Below are 22,710 nucleotides of genomic sequence, written 5' to 3'. Positions count from 1 at the left end.
ATTAAATCCTTTTAATAAATTTATTTACATTATCAACAGGTTTTGAAAAATAATATCCTTGAGAATATTCAATATTCATTTCATTTAGTATGTTAAAAATCGCTTCATTCTCTACATATTCAGCAATCGTTTTTGCATTTATACTATTTGCTAGTTTCTTAATAATCTTGATAATTTTTTTACTTTTTTCATCTTCCACAATATTTTTAACAAATTTTCCATCAATTTTTACATAATCTAAATTTAACAGCAAAATTTTTTCAAAATTTGAACTTTGCGTTCCAAAATCATCAAGTGACAATTTAAACCCTAAATTTTTTAATTCTCTTAATTTTAATATAGAATGCTCAATCTCTCTAGATGAAATATTTTCTAATACTTCAAAAGTAATCCTTTGAGGATCGATTTTATATTTATTTAATGTATCTTTTAAAAAGTCTATGAAATATTCATCTGCCAAATCTTTTTCACTTATATTTATAGAAAAAATAAAATCATTCTCAGAAGCAATTTTAAAAGTTTTTTCAATCATTATTCTAGTAATTTTCCCTATTAAATTGGTATGTTCTGCTATTGGTATAAAATCATTTGGATAAATTAATTTATCTGACAATTTAATTCTTGAGAGAACTTCAAATTTCGCAATTTCCCTCGTTTTGTTATCTATAATAGGTTGAAAAAAAGGAATTATTAAATCATTTTTTAAAGCTTCTACTATAAGAGGTTTAATTATATTTACTTTCCTTTTAAATTTTTCAATTTCTAAATCATCATCATAAAAATTTATTTTATTTTTTTTATGTAATTTAATTTCTTCTAATGCCAATCTTGCTTTTTTAAAAAGATTATCCGTTCTATATGCTATTGCTATATTTATGTCAACGTAAATTTTATCATTTTCTATAGTAAAATATTTTCTATTTAATTCATGAATTATTTGATTACTTAAATTAATAATTTCTTCTTTATTCTTATCAGTTAAAATTGTAAATTTATCAGCTTCTATTCTAAATATTTTATTTTCTTTTACAAAATGCTTTAAAAAATCTGCAAAATATTTTAATAATTTATCACCTTTTTCATAACTATAAACTAAATTTATAGTGCTAAAATCATTTATATCGAATAAAATTAATGAAGTATCATATTTTAAAAATTTTAATTCTTCATTGAGCGCATGTCTATTTAATAATCCAGTTATATCATCTGTAATATATTTTAATGCCAATTCTTTTGTTTTTTCATCAAGTTCTTTTTCAATTATTTTATGATAATTTTCAATCAATTGCTTTGCTCTTATAGATTCAATAATTTTATTTAACATATCAGATAATTTTTTATATTGTATGGGTTTTAATATAAATCCATCAACTTGTAAATTAATAACTTCCAATAAAAAATCTATATCAGAATGAGCAGTGATAACTACACATTTTATATCTTCATTAACTTTTCTTATTTCTTTAATTAATTTTATTCCGTCCATTCTAGGCATTGATATATCTGTAAATAAAATATCATAATTATTTTGAACAAATTTTTCTAAACCTTCTATCCCATCTACTGCGGTATCTACTTCTTTAAAATATAATTTGAATATTTCAGCTGTTTCGTTTCTTGAATCTTCATCATCTTCTACATATAATACACTTAATGTTTTACCTACTTTTTTTAAATCTTCATTCATCGTCAACCTTTAAAAATAATATTGTTATATCATCTTCTATTTTTATATAGTTTTTTTTAAATTTACCTATAAATTCATTTATATTTTTGGAAATAATAAAGTCCTCCATCATTTTTTTATAATATAAAGTATCATTATATTTTGCTTCACTTAACCCGTCAGTATATACCAATAGCTTGAAAAAATCATCATTTATTGTATTTGTATGAAACGTTTGAGTATTAAAATTAATTGCAAAATTATTAGATTTTATTTTATATAATTTTCCATTTTTAACAGCCAAAATAGGTGGCATTGAAAATAAAGCGTATTTTAATTTACCATCTTTTTCTTCTATAAAACCACAAGATACAATTTCACCTTCAAGCAAAAATTTTTTTATAAATTCAATAAAATGAAAAACAATCTCTTCAATAGAGTTATACATATCTATTAAATAATCTACAAAACTAGTAGCTATTACTGAAGTTATTGAAGCAGATACACCTTTCCCCATAGCGTCTATTAAAAAAATAATATTATTTTTAACTAAAAAACCATCACCAGCTAATATATCTTTTGGCATATAATAATATTCCAATTTATATTTCTTAATATTATGATCTAAATATAGTTTTGATATTTTAGATTCTTTTTGATATGCTAAACTTTCCTGATATTTAGTATATTCTATAAATTTTTTTTGTTCTTTTATTAAAAATCTTTCAGCGATTATTGATTTAGAAATAAAATCGAGTTTAGACAAAAGTATATCTTTTCTTAATGGTTTTTTAATAAATGCCGTAATATTAATATCTAAAGATTTCCTTAATATATCTAAATCTTCAAGCGCAGTTACCATTATAATCGGTATAGTAAAATCTTTTTCCCTGATTTTTTCAGACATTTGAAGTCCATTCATAAATGGCATATTTTGATCGGTAATAATAATGTCTATTTTATTATTGTTAAAAATTTCCAAACCCTCTTTCCCATTTTTAGCCAAAAAAACTTCATTAAACATCAATGAAAAAAGAGATTCATAAACGTCTAAAGTAACTTTATCATCTTCTACACATAATATATTTATATCATTATACATTATTGTTCAAATCCTTAAAACGAAGTATAAATTTTGCTCCATTCTCAGTATTTTCTACTAATAAATCACCATTTAATTTTTCTTTTGCAATTTTTTTCGAAAGATATAACCCAAGTCCAGTTCCATTTTCTTTCGAAGTATAATAAGGCTCAAAAACTTTTTCTAAAGGTTTAGCTTTTATGCCTCCGCCATTATCTTCAACTTCAATTATTTTATATTCATTTTTTTGGTATGTTCTAATAATAATAAATTTGTTAATTTTATTTATCTTATCTAACTGATCTCTTGCATTTGTTAATAAATTAAGAATTATATGTTCTATCTCTTTTTTATAACTTTTAATAGAATAATTATCAATTTCCAACTCTACTTTTATATTATGATTTTGAAGTTGCGCTAACATTATTTTCATAATATTTTCTAACACTTCTATTATTTTAAATTCTTCGCATTTAGAAATTGGTTTTGAAAAATTTAAAAACTCATCAATTGTTTTAGAGACATTCTGAATTGTTTCAGAAATAAAATTTAATGAATTATTTAAATCTTCATTATTTAATTGATCTAATTCCATTAAAAGTTGTAATTTAATAATAGTTGCACTTATGGCATTTATAGGTTGTCTCCATTGATGTGCTATCATATTGATCATTTCACCCATTTGTGCAAGTCTTGATTGTGCTATTAACATTTCATCTTTTTTTCTTATTTCACTAATATTAATTATTATTCCATAAATTTTATCTTCACTTTTTTTTGCAAAAATTACATAACTATCGCCTTGTGTCGATTTAATTTCTATGTAATTTTCATTATTAAGCTCTTTTAAAAAATTTATAATCATCTTTTTCTCATTAAAAGTTATATTATTTAAAAAATCTTTTTTGTTTATTTTAATAAATTCAAATATAGCCATTTCATTATTTAAAGAATCATTCTTTAAATCTATTTCAAAAGTTGCAATTTTTTCAATATCTTCCACATGATTTATTAATTCTGATTTTATTTTTAAAGATTTTTCTAAATTTTTAACTTCTTTTTCTTTTTCATAAAATTCTTTTACAATAGTGTTTAAAATATTGAGTAATCCAATATAATTTGAATAATTATCTTTATTACAATTTACTTTATTTTTTAGTTTTTTAGGTTTTTTAAGTAATTGTTCGCTTATTGCACATAATGTAAAAGTTTGATTTAAAAACTGATTATTATAAAATTCACCATAAGTAAAAAAACCACTTACTTTAGAAACATCTGCAAATGGTTCTGTTTCCTTTATAATATTATCTTTTAAAAATCTTTTTCTTGCCATACAAGAAAAAACAAGGAATAATTCATAGTTTTGATTTATTAATTTATCTAAATGATTTTGCAAAATATTTTCTAAAAAGCCTATTCCGATATATACCATTTCTCCTTCAATTACGTTTCCTCCAACTTTTAAAGCAGAATCATTAATTACCTTCAAAATTGCTCTTGCAATAAATTTGTTATTTCTGTTAACAATTAATGGAAATTCAATTCCTATTTTTGGAAGTTTATTTGAAAGTCTTTCACCTAAATATTTTTTGTAAAACTCTATAGCAGGTTTATTATCTATTTCATAGATAACATCACCTTTAGATTTTGTTATTTTATGTTCGATTCCTACTGGAATCCATCCTAAAGAAGAGTAGTTTTCTACAATAAGATCATTATTAAACAATCCAATAGCCACAGCCCCTTTTGAATAAATATTTTTATTATATCCGATAAAAGTTTCTTTAAATTCTCCTTTATCACCTGCCATTCCACCTGATACTAATACATCGTCATAAACAGAATATATTCCTTTTAAATATTCTTCTGCGTTTGTATAAAAAGCATCAGTAAAAGTAATTATTAATTTTGGCTTTTTAGAAAATTTTTTTGCAATATTTTGACCCATTAAATAAGAATCGTGATGATAGTCAACATAAACTTCGAATTTAGTTCTTTGAAATTTTATTACGGAAATAATTGTTTTTTCAGTGATAAAATGGTTAAAAATTTCACCATCCGTCGTAACCAAAACGATTTCAGACGTGGGTGAATTTAAAGTTAATGTATTCATTATTTCATGAATCTTATTGATTTCACTACTAAAAACTAATATTAATGCATTATTAAAATTTAAATTTTTAATTTCATCATATAAATAATTTTCAACAAACATTTAAAACCTTTTGTATACTCTATTTTATACAAATTTCTAATCTAACTATTAAAGATAAAATTAATGCATCAATATAATTAATATTTATTTGTTTTTTTTCTTCAAAAACTTCTTTTAACCATTTTTTAATTAATATCATAGTTTCATCTATTGTAATTTTTATTTCTTTACTTATATCTTCATTTAAATTGGTATAATCAATTTTTTTGACAATTTTCATTATTTTTTCAAATAAAAGTCTTAAAAACGCAAACTCATCATAATATTCTAAAAAAGTATTTAATTCTTTAATAAAATTGATAAAACTCTCAATATAAACATCATTTATTAATTGATCATCACCACTTAATATAAAATATTCATTCATTAATTCTTTTAAATCAATTAAATGATCTTTATCAATCCCTTCACTACTTAATAACTCATTTGGTGTTATGATATTCATGTCATCAATATTTAAAATCACGTTATTAAAATTATTTATTTCGACAAACTTTTCTATTTCAAATAACTCATAAAGCTTATTTAAAACATTATGATTATTTTTTCTTAGCCAATTAATATATAAAAGTAAAAACATTTCAAAAAAACTCTTCGTTTCTTTATCTAAAATTAAACTCTTATTACTATAAATTTTAAGTAATTTTTGCATTTCAACATTGTAATTTTCTTCATCATTATAAAAAGGTAAAAGTGCAATTTTATATATTCCAAATAGTCTATGAAATGAAGAATCTGAATGAATATTTTGATTATAATAATTATTTAAAGGCACAAAAACATCTTCAATTAAACTTTTCATAACTTCACACGAAGCCATTTTTTTCTCCTTAACTTGACATAACAATATGAATAATAACATATTAAAATAAAATGACTCAAACATATAATTAAAATTAATATTACATTAATTTTACATTATTTTTACATATAGGAATTTAATTTTTAACGTGGATAAAAAGAAGGAAGAAAGAAATTAAAAAATTCCGCACTCTATATTCGTTCCGTCTGCAAAATCAGCTCTTATAACTTCGAAGTAAATTTTAAGATTTTCTGGTTTTTCATCTTTAAGGTATTGTTCCAAATCCGAATTTAGCTGATGAGTTTTTTTAATTGTAATCTCACCACCTACAGGCAAATCAACATCCCTTTGTATAAAATCTTTAAAAATTTTAACTTTGTCCTGATCTTCTACGTAAAGGTTTCCGGAAAGATAAGTTATTTTTTTCGGATATTCGTTTTTAAGCGTAACCGTAATATCATAATAAGGGATTACTTCATCGTGATATTTGTATTGCATACTTACAACTTTTATTTTTTTACAACTTTTAACCGCAAGCTGGGTTTTTACTTCTTTTTTAACTTCTTCGTTACTTTTTTTAATCTCTTTTTGCTGAACTTTGATCTCTTTTTTAAGCTCTTCGATTTCAGCGTCCTTTTTGTCAACTTTTTTCTCAAGCTGTTCTATTTTTTGAAGAAGTAAATCGAGTTTTTTGTTGATATCATCACTGCTGGCAGCAAAAAGCACCGCAGCAGCCACACCCAATAAAGCTAATTTTTTCATTCTTTACCTTTTTTTCTTGCTATTTTATCAAAAAAGTATTACAATTCTACTTACCGACCAGTAAGTAAGGAATAAAATGGCTACAAAAGAAGAAATTTTAAAAACGGCTCTGAAGTTATTTGCAACTAAAGGATATGAAAACACTTCTTTAGAAGAAATCGCAAACCGAATCGGAATAACCAAACCGGCAATTTATTATCATTTCAAAAACAAAAAAGCCCTGTATAATGAAATTTTTGTTGAAAAATTCTCAAAACTCGAATTTGAATTAAAAAACTCACTCGAAGAAAATTTAAAAGAATACATTTATAAATTAGGCGAATTTTTTATAAAAAATCCTTGCATCGCAAAATTGTTTTCAAAAGAAATAACCTCAGAAGCTATGCATTTAGAAAACGAAACGCTAAGAGTAATTTCCAAAACGTTAAAACATCTGACCTTGATTTTAAAAGATACGAATTTAAATCCGTTTTTTATACAGACGATGGTGGTTTCAACATTTACCACCTATGCAAACACTTTAAAAGTAAGGGAAAAAATAAGCGGTATATTAAAAGAAAACAAACTTACAAAGGACTTTGACATCACATCAGAAATATATCAAACAATAATACACTACATAAAGGCTCACAAATGAAAAAGAGTTTAATTTTAGCCGCGGCCGTTTTTTTAAATGCCCAGTCAATCGGCACTCTATTAACCAAAATAGAAAAAATACCGGATACTAAAATAGACAACCTAATGATTAAAGAGATGAAAACGAATAAAAAAAGCGTTGTCAGCTCATTATATCCCAAAATCACACTTAATGCATCAGCAGAACATTTTTCAAGACCGAACAGCTTAGTTCCTTTGCCGCCTACACAAAGCACCGAAATTATAAAAAGTGGTGGAAGCCTTCCGTTTTCAAAAAACATTTATCGATTAGGTTTTTCACTTTCAATGCCTCTTTTTATAAAAGAAATATATGAAAATAAAAAGAAAATGGAACATTTGCTAAAAGCGACAAAATATCAGGCAAAAATAAATCTGCTAAAAAGACAAAGTTCTTTAATTATTTATATCAGTAATTTAAATTATCTTTATCAGTTAAAACAGGCTTTGATTTTCCAGCAAAAATCCGTTCAAACTACTTATGAGGGCATTAAAAAAGGAGTTGAAGTCGGAAGGATACCTGAATTCAAACTTTTAAGACTAAAAGATTCATTAATTATGATAGAAAATAAAATCTCTGAAATTAATACAAAAATAGCGGATATCCAATCTAAAATTTATACCCTGACAAACACCGAAGTTTCAAAGCCTGTTAATTTTACTTCTTATAATGTAAAAAAAAGTGAATTTTTTGCCATCAAACCTCTCAAAGAAAAACTCAAATCAAGCTATTATGATATAAATGCGAAAAAAGCGGCCAACTATCCGAAAGTTATGCTTAAAATTCAAGGTAACAGATCTTTTGCAAAAGCATATAACACAAATGAAGACATTGTTGAAGATTTGGCAAGTGCCGGAATTTATATTAGCTGGGATATTTTTAACAAAAAAAACAGCTCTGAAATTCAAAAAGCAAAAATAGAAGCTTCAAAAACATCCCTTGAAATACAAAAAACGTTAAAGGATTTAAGCGCTCAGATAAATTATATCAACGCATCCTTAAAAGAAATCAGAAAACAGCTTTTATTAACCAAAGAATCAATAACATTAAAAGAAGAACTTTTAAAAGGTGCAAAAGTAGCGTTCAAACTTAACACAATGACGGTTGACGAGTATCTGAAATATGAAGATGACCTGGTAAAAGCAAAAGCCGAGCTTGCAAATTTAATTGCACTCAAAAACACATTAATTGCACAAAAAGCGTTAATTTATGGAAAAAATCTTAAAAAGGTGTTCAAATGAAAATATTAAAAATCGTAATCCCGGTATTACTTGCGGTAATTCTTGCCATAAGCGGTATGAAACTTATTAAAAAAAGACAGGCGGTGGACGAAAAACTGCCTCCCGCACAGCAAATTGCAATAGTTGTAAAAACATTTACCCCTATTGTTGAAAACAAAACAATAACCCTGCCTTATATTGCAACCGTAAAAAATGATAATGAAGTGCTAATTAATACTAAATTTACGGGGAAAGTTTTATATATCAAAAACCTGGGTGATGAAGTAAAAAAAGACGAAATTGTTGCAAAAATCGACAGCAGTGATTTAAATGCGAAATTAAAAGAGATAAATTCTCAAATCGCTTCTATTAAAAACAAACTTTCCGCAGAAAAGATAAATCTAAAAAACCTGCTTGCAACACACGAAAGAACAAAACAGCTTCTTGATGTAAAAATGGCGTCAATCGAGCAGTATCAAACGGAAGAGAGTAAAATAGCAACCCTCAAAGCACAGATTAAAGCGGATAAAAACACTATTAAAGCATTACATGCCAATAAAAAGGCAGTTTTAAACAATCTTTCATATACAACATTAAAATCACCGATCAACGGCGTTATAAGCGCTAAAATGCTCAACAAAAACGACATAGCTTTTATGGGCAAACCTATACTTAAAATTACGCCTAAAAACGGAAACTATCTTTTTATAACTCTACCAAAAGATTATAAACAAATCTTATATAAAAACAGAATTTATGATCTTAAACCTTTGAACAACACGTTTAATTCGTTAAAAACATTCAAAGCCGACGTAAAAGATGCGACACTTCTTAACGGGGAAAAGGTAAATATAAGAGTGGTGGAATACAGCGGAAAAGGTGTTTTTTTACCATATGACGCAATATTAACCATTGATGGGCAAAATTACATTTTTATAGTAAACGGCAATAAAACCGACATAAAAGAGATAAAAATACTTGCTCAGGGTGAAAAATACGCCCTTATAGATCAAAATATAACAAGCCCCGTAGTAGTGGCAAAACCGGATATATTATTAAGAATAAAAGCGGGATATCCCGTAAAAATGGAAAATTAAACAATGGAAAATGGAAAATTAAACACCAATATACCAATGACAAATATACAAATAACTAATATACCAAAGGATAAAAATGTTTGAATTTTTTCATAAAAGGACGCATTTTCTGTTTGCGATTATACTTGGTATGTTCGTATTCGGAATTATCGGACTTATAAAAATGCCAAAAAACCTCTTTCCGGATTCAAACAGACCGGAAGTGGTAATTTTCACCCAGGTTCCGGGTGCTCCTGCAAACGTTGTAGCTACGACGGTTTCAAAACCGATAGAAGAGGAAATGGCAACGCTTAGCAATATATATGAAATAAAATCGACAAACGTTGCGAACTTCTCAATCGTTCACGTAATTTTTAATTACAAAAAAACGCTTCAATCTGCGGCGGTTGACGTATCTAACGCACTCAACAGAATCAAAGGGAAACTGCCCGAAGGATCTACTCCTGCGATTTATATTGTAGGTGCGTTTACGGCTCCTGTGGATGTGTTTTCGTTAAGTCCTAAAAACGACTCAATTACACTTCCGGAAATTAGAAAAATAGCAGACAGCTTTATAAAACCAAAACTTTTAAGCAACCAAAACATTGGTAACGTAGAAATTTTCGGGGGATATCAAAGCTCTATAATGATTAAAATAGACCCTCTTAAAATGGAAAAATACGGACTAACTCTTGATAATTTCATAAAAGTTCTTAAAACCTCAAATATCGATTTGCCTATAGGGTTTATTAAAAGCAAAGACTCGTTTTTAACGCTTACATTTTACGGGAATGAGAGCGACATTAAAAAACTGAAAAACCTTTTTATTAAACCAAACCTCAAACTCTCGGACATTGCTGAAGTCAAATGGAGCTACAAAACAAATAACAGCGCATATATAGGAAACAACTTGCCTTCAATCGCCGTATCGGTCCAGAGGGCTCCTGGTGGAAACCTTCTTGCGACAAGTGACGCCGCAAGAGAAATGATGAAAGAAATCGAAAAAGAGTATCCTAATATCAAAGTAAGTGTTTCTGACACTCAAAGAAACATCGTAGAAACCGCAAATATTAATATGATTGAAGCTTTGCGTGACGCCATTATATTTACACTTATGGTGCTTTTAATCTTCCTTGCAAATTTAAGGGCCCTTGCTGCGGCCGCCATTTCAATTCCTATGGTATTTTTCGGTGTTTTGGCGTTTCTTTATTTAACCGGTGGAGAATTGAATGTAATTATCTATACGGCAATCATCTTGGCACTCGGAATGCTTACAGACGATGCCGTGGTCGTTCTTGAAAACATAGAACGTCACCTTGAAGAAGGGGAAGAGTTAAAAAAAGCCATTTACAACGGAACAAAAGAAGTGCTAATGCCGGTATTTGCCGGAACAATATCTACTATCGCGATTATTTTTCCTTTAATGTTTGTAGGCGGATATCCTGAAAAAATATTCAGACCTCTAATTGAAACATTAATTGTAGCACTACTGATCAGCTGGTTTTTATCCGTAACATTCATTCCAAAACTTTCCGAATATCTTTATAAAAACGGAACAAATAAAACAAAATTTGAAAAATTCTTTGAAGCCCTTTATCAAAAAACGATTGCAAAACTTATAACCCCGTATGTGGGTATCCTTAAATTCTCAAACGGAAAATTCAAAATTTTTAGAAGATTTTTATTAATAGCCGGTGCGGTTATAGTGCTGGCAATGACAATGAAAAACATAGTCCCAACAATCGGAAGGGACGTTATGCCTCCGATGGATACGGGAATTATGAAAGCCAAAATAGAATTCTCTTCAAACCTAAACGCTGATGAAAGCGCTAAAAGACTTAAACCATTTCTTGAATGGCTGAACAAACAGCCTTGGCTTGAAAAAAGCTCAATCGCCATCGGAACTGAACAGGGTGTATTATCAATCAGTGGAAACGGAGGCGGAAACAGCATAGGCATGACAATAATCGCCGTTGACAGGTTTCACAGAAAAAGAAGTATATGGAATCTTGAAAAAGAAGTAAGAGACGAACTTGCAAAAATAGAAGGCATTAAAAACCTTGCGGTGTTTGATTATGGCGCCACCGCTCTTTCTACAATTAACGCACCTTTGGCAATTGAATTCAGAAGTGAAAACTATGAAAACCTGCCTCAAAAAGCGAAAGAAGCGGAAAATATAATAAAAAATATCAAAGGACTCACAACAACGATGATTAGCTGGGATAAAGATTTCTTAGAAGCGGAAATCGTTATTGATAAAAATAAAGCCTTAAGCTACGGACTAACCCCTGCTGCCATCGTATCGCAAATAGCGATAAAAGACCAAATTGCATCTATTTCAAGCTCACTTGCGTCTATGAACGTGCAGTTTGTTAGGGTAAGATTTTTAGGTGATTATTCCAAAAACCTTCAAACCCTTAAAATGCTGCCTATCACGACAAAAACCGGAACAATTCCTTTAAGTGAACTTGCTACTATCAAAACACATTTCACTTATAGCAAAATCGAAAGAAACGATTTAGAATATTCAATAGAAGCCCAGGGTTACAGGGAAAAAAGGGCTATCAGTAAAATTACCGACGATGCCGATAAACTATTGCACGAACACGGGATTTATAATTATTACCAATCAGGTGATATGAAAGAGCTTAATGATGCATTTTCAAGACTCATTAAAGCCGTGGTAATAGGTGTAATCGTTCTTATTCTAACGCTTATGGTAGTTTACCGCTCACTGAGATTATCTCTTATTATGATTGTAGTGCTTCCTCTTTCTATGATAGGCGGAATGTGGGGGCTTTTAATTGCAAACAAACCTTCATGTATGCCTAGTATGGTAGGATTACTGCTGCTTTTTGGTATTATAATTAAAAATGCGGTATTATTGATTGACTTCTATAAAGAATACGAACATCAGGGAATCGCGCCGTTTGAAAGCGCAATCGCCGCTATTAAAATCAGGTTCAGACCCGTAATGATGACGGCATTCGGAACAATTGCCGGAATGATCCCTATAGCCCTCGAACAGGCTATCGGGCTTGAGAGACTCTCACCTATTGCTGATGTGGCAATCGGAGGACTTTTAATAGGAACCTTTCTGACACTAGTTTACGTTCCTATGTTTGCATATTCAACGGATCCTAGAAGAAAAAAGGGAAAAGAGTAATCCTTTTTTCACTTCTAATTAACACATATTCACTATAATTCTACAAAAAGGAGAACATATGCTCAAATACGCAACACCTGCCGGTAATAAAGAGCTCAAAATAAACATCGAAGAGTTTTTAAAACTATACAAAGAAGACAAAGCTGTTTTAGTAGATATCAGAATGCCTTTTGAAAAAAAAGTATGGGGTCTAAAATTTACTATCGAACTCTCACCCGAAGAACTTGAAGCAAACCTGGACAAACTTCCAAAAGATAAATTAATCGTTACGGCATGCCCTGGGAACGGACGTTCACCATATGCCGCTATTTTCCTAAAAGAAAAAGGATTTAACGCAAAATACCTTGAAGAAGGTTTAATAGAACTTATGAAAAAACTAAAAGGAGCGGAAGCGAAAAACTTCCTTTCTTAATCTTCTTTTACCTTTAAATAAAGGAAAACAATGTTTTATTTCGAAATTTTTCTAATTGCTACAATTCTTAGCGCATTTTTCGCTCTTGGAGGAGTCGGAAGCGCAACCGCAATGGTTCCCGTAATGCACTGGCTCGGGATTGATTTTAACTTCGCTAAAGCAATCGGACTTTTCGTAAACACAACAACAACACTTACCGCAACATTTATGAATATTAAAAGAAAAGTGCTCGATATTAAATTTGCCCTGCCCCTTGCGGTATCCCTTGCGGCGTTTGCGCCGTTTGGAGCTATGTATTCAAAACACATTCCCGTTCATCAAGTAAAATGGCTTTTTGCTCTGTTTTTGTTTTTTAGTGCAAGCATGATAATGTTTGGCAAAAAAGAGCAGAAATTCCACTACAACAAACAATGGGTAATGGTGCTTATAGGAGCGGTTGTGGGCTTTATAAGCGGACTGCTCGGAATCGGGGGCGGAGCGCTATTGATGCCTATAATGATACTTTTGGGGTTTGATGCCAAAAAACTTGCCGTTACCATGAGTTTTGTCATTCCGTTTTCAACGTTTGCGGCGTTTTTAACGTATATGAGCTTTGTAAAATTTGATTGGATAATTCTTGGGGTTGCCGCTGCAGGTGCGGTTCTTGGCGGATATATCGGAAATTATTTTATGCATTTTAAACTAAATCAGCAGCAGATCAAAAAAATAATCGGAATACTTTTATATATAATTGCAATAAAAATGATCTGGAGTTTGATAAATGCTTAAATACGCACTTCCCGAATATAATAAAAATATAAAAATTTCAACGGAAGAAGCGCGAAAACTGCTAGAAAATGACGAAGCAATCCTTCTTGATATCAGAATGCCGGATGAAGAAGACGTTCTGACACATGAGTTTGTAATGAGAATAGACCCTGTAAAACTTGAAGAGCATCATATTCACCTTCCAAAAGATAAAACGATACTTGTAGTATGTAACACCCAAAACCGCTCTCCTTTTGCCGCAGCTTTTTTAAAAGAAAAAGGTTTTGACGCAAAATATGTCGAAAAAGGCATAAAAGAACTTGAAAAAGAGTTTAAAAACAGGGTTTATTTCGTATGAAAAAAGAGATATTTGCCTTAATTATTTCCCTTTTAATCACAATGGTAGTGCTAAATATTTTAAAACTCCCCCCTATTGCCGGTTTTATTGTAGGTTCGATACTCTGGAGCGTTTTACATTTTAATTTAAAAAAGATGCTTTAAGATTTGAGTTTTTAAAAGTTTTTCAGAGTTATTAAAGTTTTTATCAATCTTTTAACACCCCGGACAACTTTTAAGTTATAATACTTCAAAAAAAAGGCTTAAAATGGATCTAACTCATATCAACGAAAAACACAATCCAAAAATGGTGGATGTTGGTGATAAAGAAATCACTAAAAGAATCGCAACGGCAAGTGGAACAATCCATATGAAACTGCAAACAAAAGAGGCTATTTTAAAAGAAAAAACAAAAAAAGGTGCAGTCCTTCAAACGGCAATAATAGCGGCCATTATGGGAAGCAAAAAAACAAGTGAACTTATTCCTATGTGTCACAACATTTTAATAGACGGCGTTGATGTGGATATAGAAGAAATCGAAGACGGATTCAAAATCATAGCAACAGCTAAAACCACTTCAAAAACCGGAATAGAAATGGAAGCACTGACTGCCGTAAGTGTAGGACTTCTTACGATTTACGACATGGCAAAGGCTATTGACAGGGAGATGGTAATAAGCGATATCAAACTCGAATATAAATCCGGCGGGAAAAGCGGCACCTTTAAAAGAATGGAGAATGGAGAATGAAGAATTGAGAATTAAAATCAATAACATAAAACATTCCTCTCAATTCTCAATTCTCAATTCTCAATTCGATCACGTTCCCTGCTTCATTCTTGTAGGTGGAAAATCAAGCCGGTTCGGAAGTGAAAAAGACGATAAAGCAGTTCTTTTTTACAAACTCCAATACGATAAATGCAAAAAAATATTCAAAAACGTCTATTTCGTCGCCAAATATGAAAAATTTAAAAATTATCCGTTTTTTATAGAAAAATCCAAAATTTATGCCCCTCTTCCGGCTATTGAAGAAATAGTCAAAAAATATAAAAAAATATTCATTTTAAGCGTTGACACGCCAAACATCACACAAAAATCAATTATCAGGCTTTTACAAAAAAAAGCAGTTGCCTCTGACAATCCTCTTATAGGGTATTATGATTATACGATGTTAAAAAAAATAAGAAGAAATTTAAAAGGAAAAATGAGAATTTATGATATCAATAAAATAAAAATCAATATAAATGAAAAAGAACTTTTAAACATCAACACATTAAAAGACTTAAACAACCTATAAACTCAGCCTATGTCTTCCCATATCTTTTCAGGAAGTTTATACAGATGCCATTTAGTCAAATCGCCTTCTTGTATATTGCTCAAATCTATATCCAGTTTAAGTTTTTTGGCTTTATCTATCAAATCACTAATTTCCATATCAAATCCGAAAAGTTTAATGTAATTTTTTACTGCTTTTTCAAAATATTTGCTTACATTTTGACCTTTCATGGCTCTTGCCAAAAGAGAAATTATCTGTTGTAAATAAGCACTTTTTACGATTTGTCCGATTTTTATTCTTTTGTCTTTTATTTTCATATAATCGTTTAATTCGTTAAGTATCTCTTTTACATTTCCTTTTGCGGCAAAAATTTCTGATTTTTGCAGTTTATCCCGCCACTCTTTTTCAATTTCCTGATAATCTTCTACATCTTCCAAAAACGGATGTTCTTTTACGTAATTTTCTATTAAATTTAAATCGTGTGTAGCCAAAACTCTATGAAATTCAAGAAGCGTCTTGGCTTTTCGTTTAAGATCATCTACTTCTTCTTTAAACATAGGAAACTGCTCTAAAAGCTCAGCAATATTTACGACTTTTTTATATTCGCCTTTTTTTAGTAAATCATAAGCTTTTTGTTTTAAACTTTCACCATATTTTATCGCTTTTTCATATTCGTCGGAATCACTTAAAAACGGGAATCTGTTAATTAATGCAAAAAAGTCCGCAAATTCTTTTTTTTGAAGTTTTTGCTGCAGCAGTTGATAAAGCTGCTTTTCATTAAAAAGCGTCTGAATAAAAGGTGTTTTTTCCGTAACACCCCTGAAAGGTTTTAAAACTTCTCTAACCTCATCCTCTTTTCCTTTTTGAAAAATAAGCTCTTTTGCCTTATTAAATACTTTTTTCCAGTCATCTTCCATTTTTTTATAATATATTGTATTTTTAAGATACGGATATTTGGTAACCAGTGAATAAGCAAGAGGATATTTAAAACTTAATACTGCTTTTTTAAATTTTTCAAACTCACTGAAATCATTAAATAACGACTGAACCAAACTTCTTTTTGATGGGATTTTTAAAAAAGGCGCAAGAATCTGTTTGGCAAGATCCGTCTCACCCTTTTCAAACTTTTTCTGTGCCAAAACAAGTAGTTTATTCCATTTATCTTCCAGTGCTTCATATGTTTTCGTTCTTTTTAAAAACGGATTTTTGTTTACCAGTTCATATGCTTTTTCAAATTCATTATTATCTATAAGTTCTTTTAGTTTTTTTTCATCTTCAAAAAGATCATAAAAATAAACACCCCCGTCAAATGTTCCCACAACCAGATAATCAAGTTCAGGTATGTATTCAATACGCGAAGGAAGCTCTAACATTTTTATAAACTCTTCACTTATAAGTTCATAATCTTCCATCGAATATAAGGATACCTTTTTATTGGTGTTACACACTACAAACATAAAACTCTCATCCGAATTAAAAGTAGCATCTAAAATTTTATCAACCATTGGTATCAGACGTTTATCTATTCTTCCTTTTGCATAATTCCAAACCACAAGTTCACCGGTTTTATCCCCGCTTACCATTCTTTGTTTGTCCATAAACCTTAAAAGAGTAACAGCGCCTTTATGAACTTTTTTTCTATAGCTTATATCCATCGATGAAATATTTGTAATAGTTACGGATTTATCATAACTACCAGTCGCTCCCCATAAGCAGTTTTTGGAAAAAGCCACAGATGTAATATAATCTGCATGTGGCGGAAGGGAAGAAACCATCTTTCCGGTTGTCATAGACCATATATATGCCCGGCCGTCTTCTCCGCCCGTCATAAGATATTTTTCTTCTCTGTCAAAATTAACGCTTAAAATATCACCCTTATGCCATCCAAGTGTATATATAAGTTTTTTTTCTTTTAATGACCATATTGTCGTTTTATGTTTTCCTCTTATTGCTATTGCTATATATTTTCCGTTATTTGAAATATCAACGCTGCTTTCTTGCGGATTGTTTTTGGGAAGTTTAATTTTAAATCCGTCTGTTAATTTGAAATTGGTGACATCATATATTCTAACCGTATTATCTTCATCAATAACACAAATCTGTCCATCCCCAATGTATTTAATTTTACTTACCGCCCTTTTTACATTCAATATTTTTATCGGCTGCAAAAATTCTCCTTTTAAAAATATGTTAACATTTTATCAAAAAAGGCTTTTTATGACTTTAACAATAATCGACACTTTTGGATTTTTATTCAGAAATTTTTACGCCCTGCCGCCTCTAAAAAGCAAAAAAGGATTCCCTACGGGAATGATTACGGGATTTTTAAACTTCATAGCTTCTCTTGGACGTGATTTTGAAACGGACTATCTGGTATTTACGCTTGATTCTAAAGAAAAAGAAACGTTCAGAAAAGAGATATTCAAAGACTACAAGGCAAACCGACCTGAAGCCCCGGAAGATTTAAAAACCCAGCTTCCGGTAGCCATAGATTTAATCAACGAAATGGGGTTTAAAATTTTGGAAATTCCAGGATATGAAAGTGACGATATCATTGCAAGCCTTGCAAAACTTGCCGCAAACCAGGGCATAAAAGTCAAAATAGTAAGCCACGACAAAGATATGTATCAGTTAATAGACGATGATAAAATAGTTTTGTTCGATCCAATTAAAAAAGTTGAAATCAACGAAGAAAAATGCATGGAAAAATTCGGCGTTCATCCTAAAGACTTTATAAACTTCCAAGCGCTTGTTGGAGACTCAAGTGACAATATCCCGGGCGTAAAAGGCGTAGGCGTCAAAACAGCCGCAAAACTGATAAACCAGTATAAAACGCTCGAAAACCTTTACGACCACATAGACGAAATAAAAGGCGCCCTTCAAAAGAAACTGCTCGCGGATAAAGAAAATGCATTTTTAAGCCGCAAACTCGTCACTTTAAAAACGGATTTGTTTGATAACATCAACCTTGAGGAGTTCAAATACCCGGAAATCAATCCGATACTCAAAGTAGCCGACAAACTGATTGATTTGGATATAACCTCAATACTTGAGAGGGTAAAAAAAGACGGCCTCTATGTAAAAACCAAAATGCCGGACAACCAGGTTAAATTTGAAGCGGTTTTGATTGAAAACGAAAAAGAACTTTTCGAAATCATTGATAAAATAGGCGATAACATAGTGGCGTTTGATACCGAAACCGACGGGCTTGAAAATCCAAACATAGTAGGATTCAGTTTCGCTTTTGAAGAATCAAGGGCTTACTATGTTCCTATAAATCACTTTTATCTTGGTGTTACTGACCAAATACCGCAAAACAAAGCCCTTGAAGCCATTCAACAAATACTTGATAAAAAAATAATAGGCCACAACCTCAAATTTGATTTTAAAATGCTGAAAAAATACGGCCTGAATATCCCAATCCCTCACGCTGATACGATGATACTCGCATGGATACTCGACCCAGACAGCCCGGTAGGGCTTGACAGCGTTGCCAAAAGATACCTTGACCATACCAACATAAAATTCAAAGAAATAATAGGCAAAAACAAAAATTTCTCGGAAGTCGATATCCAGGAAGCTACAAAATACGCCGCAGAAGATGCGATTATTTCTCTTAAACTATACAAAATCCTAAAAGAAAAGCTTTGGGAAGAGGTAAAATGGGATATTGAAAACATAGAGATGCCTTTTATAAACCTGCTTATAGACATTGAATCTCAGGGAATTAAACTTGACATAAACTATACGCAAAAACTTCAAACCGAAATAACCGAAAAACTGCAAAACCTCACAAAAGAAATATATGAATTGGCCGGAAGCGAATTCAATATAAAATCCACAAAACAGCTTGCACATATTTTATTCGAAGTGTTAAAACTGCCTGTAAAAAGAAAAACCAAAACGGGATATTCCACCGACGAAAAAGTCCTTACATCCCTCAAAGGAACTCACCCGATTATTGACAGGCTGCTTGAATACCGCAAACTGGATAAACTTTTAAGCACATATATCATCCCTCTTCAGGAATACGCCAAAAAAGACAAAAACCATAAAATTTACACAAATTTCCTCCAAACCGGAACGGCAACCGGAAGACTCTCAAGCAAAAACCCAAACCTCCAAAACATCCCCACATCAACGGATATAAACATAAGGGATGCTTTTGTAGCCGAAAAAGAGTTCGTAAGCCTTGATTATTCACAAATAGAACTCAGACTCCTCGCACATTTCAGTAAAGACGAACACCTTATCCAGGCATTTTTGGAAGATAAAGACATTCATTTGGAAACAGCGGTTAAAATTTTCGGAGAAGACAAAGCCAAAGAATACCGCCCCGTAGCAAAATCGATAAACTTCGGACTTATATACGGCATGGGACCTAAAAAACTAAGTGAAACCATAAACGTTTCCACAAAAGAAGCCAAAGATTTTATAGAAAAATACTTCGCATCATTTCCTACCGTTAAAACGTTTTTGGAAAACACCAAAATAGAAGCCAGAGAAAAAGGATATGTTGAAACGCTGCTTAAAAGAAGAAGATTTTTCGATTTCGCAGCCGCAAATGCAAGAACCCTCGCAAACTTTGAAAGAGAAGCCGTAAACACGATATTTCAAGGAAGTGCAGCCGATATTATCAAAAAAGCTATGATTGAAATCAAAAAACGCTTCCCAAACGCCAAAATGCTTTTACAAATACACGATGAGCTTATTTTTGAAATAGATTCGCGCGACGAAGCATACGAATACAAAGAAATTATGCAAAACGTCTTTAACCTCGAAGTGCCTTTAAAAGTTGGAATAAGTTTTGGGAAAAGATGGGGAGAGCTGAAATAATTAAGGAAGAGCCACTTCGTTTACTTCATATGCCACCCCATTTTTTCCTTTTATACTGAAAGAACTCACGTTTCTTTTTACTATAAACAACACCTCAGGCCTTTTATTAAACACTTTAAAATAAACTATCTGACCTTTGGAATAATCATTAACCCCTTCTTTTCTCCTATCATCAAAAAGAACTTTACTCTGCACAATTGTTCTTGATTTTATATGAACTTTATATATTGTATTTTTATCCTCATCTAAAGCATAAAAATAATTTTTATCCCTGCTGAATTTTAGTAATCTTGTTCCTATAAGTCTTTTGTCTTTAAATTCAAGCCCATACGAAATTTCAGGTTCTTTACGATTAAAAATACTTATATTATAAAAGTGGTCTTTTGCGGATACATATACATTTTTATTTTTTTCATCTACAAGCATACTTATAGCATTTCCGACAGGAACGACACCTATAACTTTTTCGTGATTTACCCATTTTTTTTCGATTATATATAAATTATATTCGGTTAATATATAAAAATATTTTTTATCATTACTCATTATCACTTCATAAACAGGACGATGTTGGTTTATGCATTTTAAACCTTTGTCATAACTCATATGATCAATATATGGATTTTTGTTAAGTTCTACTTTTAAATGAAGTGGATGGAAATAGTAAAACTGCAATTTTGCATTGTTTTCTTTAAATACAAATAAACCTTTATTTGTAAAATAATACACTAAATTTTTATCACTTAATACCCTGTAAATAATTATACTTTCAAACTTTTGTCTTTTCCTTAATTTCTCAAAACTTTCTCTTAAATCATAACATTTTTTATTCTGTTTTTTATAAAAAAATCTATCATATTTATCATCAATATTAATATAATTGTAAAATATAATCGGTGGTAAAAACTTTTTATCTCTTAATAAATTAAATGAATAAGAAATAGTATAATCAAATTGATCCGTTTTATATTTCATACTTTTTTTTCTTGAAGGGAAATATTCTTCATCAATAGATAAATAAGTGAAAAATGATTTCTTTATTTCCGGTTTATATAAATTCTTAATGTTTATCTGATATATATTGTTTACAAACATTCCTTTAAAAGAATAAGATTTGGTTCTTCTGTAAAAATAATATAAATCATATTTTTCGCTTATTAACAACAATAAATCATCATTAACATTCACTAATTGCTGATAGCATTTTAAAATATTATCATAACCTATATTATCCAATGAAAAATATTGCTTATAATCTTTTAATCGATAAGCTTCAAGTTTATATGTTTTATAAATATAATTGTTTTGTTTATAAAAATAGTCTTTAAATAAAAACAAAACATTTTCATTATGTCCAAACTCGGCTAAAAAATCTACTTTATATTTTTTCATATACAAAGGTTCAAACAATATCTCTTTTCTACTTATAACATCACCTAATTTATAATTTTTATATTCTATTTTTGGAGGTGTATTTGTTTTACTTTTAACAGGCTCAACTGCTGTCTTTGTTGTAGGTGAAAGATTCACGTTAAAAGCATACAACCCCATCCCTATTAAAATCATCATCCAGGCAAAAATTTTCTTTTTCATTTTTAACCCTTTTTTTAATTAATTATAACTCTTAATAAATATTAAGTCAATATTAATCAATATTTAATTGTTAATTAAGCTTACTATAAAATTAACTTATATTTGAACAAATATTCATACATTTTGATAAAATAAAGAAAAAAAGGAGAGAAAGAATGTGTCAATTACCTGATTTAGCAACTGCAACAAATGTAGTAATGGTATGTGGATTCTGGCTGTTTACAGCAGGAATGGTAGTAAGTTTTCTAAAAGCCTTCGCTAAATAAGCGGAGGTTTAAAAGTTATATCCTATATAACCCGCAACCTCGCTTATATCAAAATCACCTGCTTTTGTAGTCAGCGTTCCCGTCATATACGAAACACCTAAATTTAAGGCTTTATAATTATATTCAACCCCCGCAATCGCTCCGTAAGCCGGATCGGTATCGTTCTCAAACCCAACAAAACCAAACTTACCACCTGCATAAACTCTCACATTACCGCTGCCAACGTCAAACGTATATGTTGGGGCTATTGTGGCATAATAATCCGAATATGTAAAATTAACTCCGTCCGAATCTTTCATACTTCCAAAATCAAGTTCAAAGTTAAATTTCATACCCCATGCACCAGGTTTACCAAAATCCCAGTTAAATCCATAATAAAGTCCGTAAACCGGTGACTCGTCAACTTGTAATTTGTCGTCAAAACTCACACTTTTAGTCTGAATACCAAAAGTCGCTCCTTTTTTAAATTTTGGCTGAATAATTCCATAAGCGCTTGCACCAGTAGCTAAGAGTGCACCTAAAACTAAACCCGCCATTAATTTGTTCGTCTTTTTCATACTTTCTCCTTGTGTTTTGATTTGTTACGCTGAAAGTATAAAAGAA

At 30.2% G+C, this 22,710-nt stretch carries 18 protein-coding genes; 10 read left to right on the top strand and 8 right to left on the bottom strand.

Annotated elements, in window-relative coordinates:
- Position 1 precedes the first annotated feature (1 nt).
- The 5 genes from ACYQ19_RS05625 to ACYQ19_RS05605 all read right to left on the bottom strand — a co-directional run bounded on the left by ACYQ19_RS05625 (position 2) and on the right by ACYQ19_RS05605 (position 6,526).
- Positions 2-1,687, bottom strand: a complete 1,686-nt coding sequence (locus tag ACYQ19_RS05625; RefSeq protein WP_459978456.1) for an EAL domain-containing protein — start codon at positions 1,685-1,687, stop codon at positions 2-4.
- Positions 1,680-2,768 carry a response regulator gene (locus tag ACYQ19_RS05620; RefSeq protein ID WP_459978455.1) on the bottom strand — a complete coding sequence of 363 codons (1,089 nt, stop codon included), beginning with the start codon at positions 2,766-2,768 and terminating at the stop codon, positions 1,680-1,682. The genes ACYQ19_RS05625 and ACYQ19_RS05620 overlap by 8 nt, the downstream gene beginning before the upstream one ends.
- Positions 2,761-4,962 (bottom strand): FIST N-terminal domain-containing protein, encoded by a 2,202-nt coding sequence (locus ACYQ19_RS05615; protein WP_459978454.1) that lies wholly within the window; start codon positions 4,960-4,962, stop codon positions 2,761-2,763. Before ACYQ19_RS05615 ends, ACYQ19_RS05620 begins: the two co-directional genes overlap by 8 nt.
- Before the next feature lie 19 nt (positions 4,963-4,981).
- Positions 4,982-5,782, bottom strand: coding sequence for a hypothetical protein (locus ACYQ19_RS05610; protein ID WP_459978453.1), 801 nt, complete (start codon positions 5,780-5,782; stop codon positions 4,982-4,984).
- A gap of 156 nt (positions 5,783-5,938) precedes the next feature.
- A complete protein-coding gene (locus ACYQ19_RS05605) occupies positions 5,939-6,526 on the bottom strand; it encodes a coiled-coil domain-containing protein (RefSeq protein ID WP_459978452.1) in 588 nt (195 codons plus the stop codon).
- Between the two features lie 76 nt (positions 6,527-6,602).
- Here ACYQ19_RS05605 and ACYQ19_RS05600 point away from each other — a divergent pair, with 76 nt between their 5' ends.
- From ACYQ19_RS05600 to ACYQ19_RS05560, 9 genes are all read left to right on the top strand, one after another.
- Positions 6,603-7,163, top strand: a complete 561-nt coding sequence (locus ACYQ19_RS05600) for a TetR/AcrR family transcriptional regulator (protein WP_459978451.1) — start codon at positions 6,603-6,605, stop codon at positions 7,161-7,163.
- A complete protein-coding gene (locus ACYQ19_RS05595; protein WP_459978450.1) occupies positions 7,160-8,422 on the top strand; it encodes a TolC family protein in 1,263 nt (420 codons plus the stop codon). The genes ACYQ19_RS05600 and ACYQ19_RS05595 overlap by 4 nt, the downstream gene beginning before the upstream one ends.
- Entirely contained in the window at positions 8,419-9,498 is a 1,080-nt protein-coding gene (locus ACYQ19_RS05590) for an efflux RND transporter periplasmic adaptor subunit (RefSeq protein WP_459978449.1), read from the top strand. The genes ACYQ19_RS05595 and ACYQ19_RS05590 overlap by 4 nt, the downstream gene beginning before the upstream one ends.
- Positions 9,499-9,574: 76 nt before the next feature.
- Positions 9,575-12,643 carry an efflux RND transporter permease subunit gene (locus ACYQ19_RS05585; protein WP_459978448.1) on the top strand — a complete coding sequence of 1,023 codons (3,069 nt, stop codon included), beginning with the start codon at positions 9,575-9,577 and terminating at the stop codon, positions 12,641-12,643.
- Positions 12,644-12,701: 58 nt separating this feature from the next.
- Positions 12,702-13,055 (top strand): rhodanese-like domain-containing protein, encoded by a 354-nt coding sequence (locus ACYQ19_RS05580; RefSeq protein WP_459978447.1) that lies wholly within the window; start codon positions 12,702-12,704, stop codon positions 13,053-13,055.
- Between the two features lie 30 nt (positions 13,056-13,085).
- The gene (locus tag ACYQ19_RS05575) at positions 13,086-13,823 is read left to right on the top strand and encodes a sulfite exporter TauE/SafE family protein (RefSeq protein WP_459978446.1); all 738 of its coding nucleotides are present in this window, start codon (positions 13,086-13,088) and stop codon (positions 13,821-13,823) included.
- Positions 13,816-14,160 (top strand): rhodanese-like domain-containing protein, encoded by a 345-nt coding sequence (locus tag ACYQ19_RS05570; protein ID WP_459978445.1) that lies wholly within the window; start codon positions 13,816-13,818, stop codon positions 14,158-14,160. The genes ACYQ19_RS05575 and ACYQ19_RS05570 overlap by 8 nt, the downstream gene beginning before the upstream one ends.
- Before the next feature lie 246 nt (positions 14,161-14,406).
- The gene (gene moaC, locus ACYQ19_RS05565; RefSeq protein WP_459978444.1) at positions 14,407-14,886 is read left to right on the top strand and encodes a cyclic pyranopterin monophosphate synthase MoaC; all 480 of its coding nucleotides are present in this window, start codon (positions 14,407-14,409) and stop codon (positions 14,884-14,886) included.
- Positions 14,876-15,433 (top strand): NTP transferase domain-containing protein, encoded by a 558-nt coding sequence (locus ACYQ19_RS05560; protein WP_459978443.1) that lies wholly within the window; start codon positions 14,876-14,878, stop codon positions 15,431-15,433. The genes moaC and ACYQ19_RS05560 overlap by 11 nt, the downstream gene beginning before the upstream one ends.
- A 2-nt stretch (positions 15,434-15,435) precedes the next feature.
- Here ACYQ19_RS05560 and ACYQ19_RS05555 read toward each other — a convergent pair whose 3' ends face one another.
- Complete coding sequence (locus ACYQ19_RS05555) at positions 15,436-17,580, bottom strand: WD40 repeat domain-containing protein (RefSeq protein WP_459978442.1); 2,145 nt, start codon at positions 17,578-17,580, stop codon at positions 15,436-15,438.
- A 49-nt stretch (positions 17,581-17,629) separates the two neighbouring features.
- On the opposite strand from ACYQ19_RS05555, the gene polA reads away from it, so the two are divergent.
- The gene (polA, locus tag ACYQ19_RS05550) at positions 17,630-20,248 is read left to right on the top strand and encodes a DNA polymerase I (RefSeq protein ID WP_459978441.1); all 2,619 of its coding nucleotides are present in this window, start codon (positions 17,630-17,632) and stop codon (positions 20,246-20,248) included.
- Here polA and ACYQ19_RS05545 read toward each other — a convergent pair whose 3' ends face one another.
- Positions 20,249-21,841: a hypothetical protein gene (locus ACYQ19_RS05545; protein ID WP_459978440.1), complete on the bottom strand. Its 1,593-nt coding sequence runs from the start codon at positions 21,839-21,841 to the stop codon at positions 20,249-20,251.
- 274 nt (positions 21,842-22,115) lie between these two features.
- Entirely contained in the window at positions 22,116-22,664 is a 549-nt protein-coding gene (locus tag ACYQ19_RS05540) for a hypothetical protein (RefSeq protein ID WP_459978439.1), read from the bottom strand.
- Between the last annotated feature and the right edge of the window lie 46 nt (positions 22,665-22,710).

This window comes from Nautilia lithotrophica (assembly GCF_054656815.1).
This window is presented reverse-complemented; position numbering and strand designations above follow the sequence as displayed.

Coding starts and splice junctions, on each gene's coding strand:
- ACYQ19_RS05620 (WP_459978455.1), bottom strand. CDS start 2,768: ATGTATAATGATATAAATATATTATGTGTAGAAGATGATAAAGTTACT.
- ACYQ19_RS05615 (WP_459978454.1), bottom strand. CDS start 4,962: ATGTTTGTTGAAAATTATTTATATGATGAAATTAAAAATTTAAATTTT.
- ACYQ19_RS05610 (WP_459978453.1), bottom strand. CDS start 5,782: ATGGCTTCGTGTGAAGTTATGAAAAGTTTAATTGAAGATGTTTTTGTG.
- ACYQ19_RS05625 (WP_459978456.1), bottom strand. CDS start 1,687: ATGAATGAAGATTTAAAAAAAGTAGGTAAAACATTAAGTGTATTATAT.
- ACYQ19_RS05580 (WP_459978447.1), top strand. CDS start 12,702: ATGCTCAAATACGCAACACCTGCCGGTAATAAAGAGCTCAAAATAAAC.
- ACYQ19_RS05595 (WP_459978450.1), top strand. CDS start 7,160: ATGAAAAAGAGTTTAATTTTAGCCGCGGCCGTTTTTTTAAATGCCCAG.
- ACYQ19_RS05605 (WP_459978452.1), bottom strand. CDS start 6,526: ATGAAAAAATTAGCTTTATTGGGTGTGGCTGCTGCGGTGCTTTTTGCT.
- ACYQ19_RS05590 (WP_459978449.1), top strand. CDS start 8,419: ATGAAAATATTAAAAATCGTAATCCCGGTATTACTTGCGGTAATTCTT.
- polA (WP_459978441.1), top strand. CDS start 17,630: ATGACTTTAACAATAATCGACACTTTTGGATTTTTATTCAGAAATTTT.
- ACYQ19_RS05585 (WP_459978448.1), top strand. CDS start 9,575: ATGTTTGAATTTTTTCATAAAAGGACGCATTTTCTGTTTGCGATTATA.
- ACYQ19_RS05570 (WP_459978445.1), top strand. CDS start 13,816: ATGCTTAAATACGCACTTCCCGAATATAATAAAAATATAAAAATTTCA.
- ACYQ19_RS05600 (WP_459978451.1), top strand. CDS start 6,603: ATGGCTACAAAAGAAGAAATTTTAAAAACGGCTCTGAAGTTATTTGCA.
- moaC (WP_459978444.1), top strand. CDS start 14,407: ATGGATCTAACTCATATCAACGAAAAACACAATCCAAAAATGGTGGAT.
- ACYQ19_RS05575 (WP_459978446.1), top strand. CDS start 13,086: ATGTTTTATTTCGAAATTTTTCTAATTGCTACAATTCTTAGCGCATTT.
- ACYQ19_RS05560 (WP_459978443.1), top strand. CDS start 14,876: ATGGAGAATGAAGAATTGAGAATTAAAATCAATAACATAAAACATTCC.
- ACYQ19_RS05540 (WP_459978439.1), bottom strand. CDS start 22,664: ATGAAAAAGACGAACAAATTAATGGCGGGTTTAGTTTTAGGTGCACTC.
- ACYQ19_RS05545 (WP_459978440.1), bottom strand. CDS start 21,841: ATGAAAAAGAAAATTTTTGCCTGGATGATGATTTTAATAGGGATGGGG.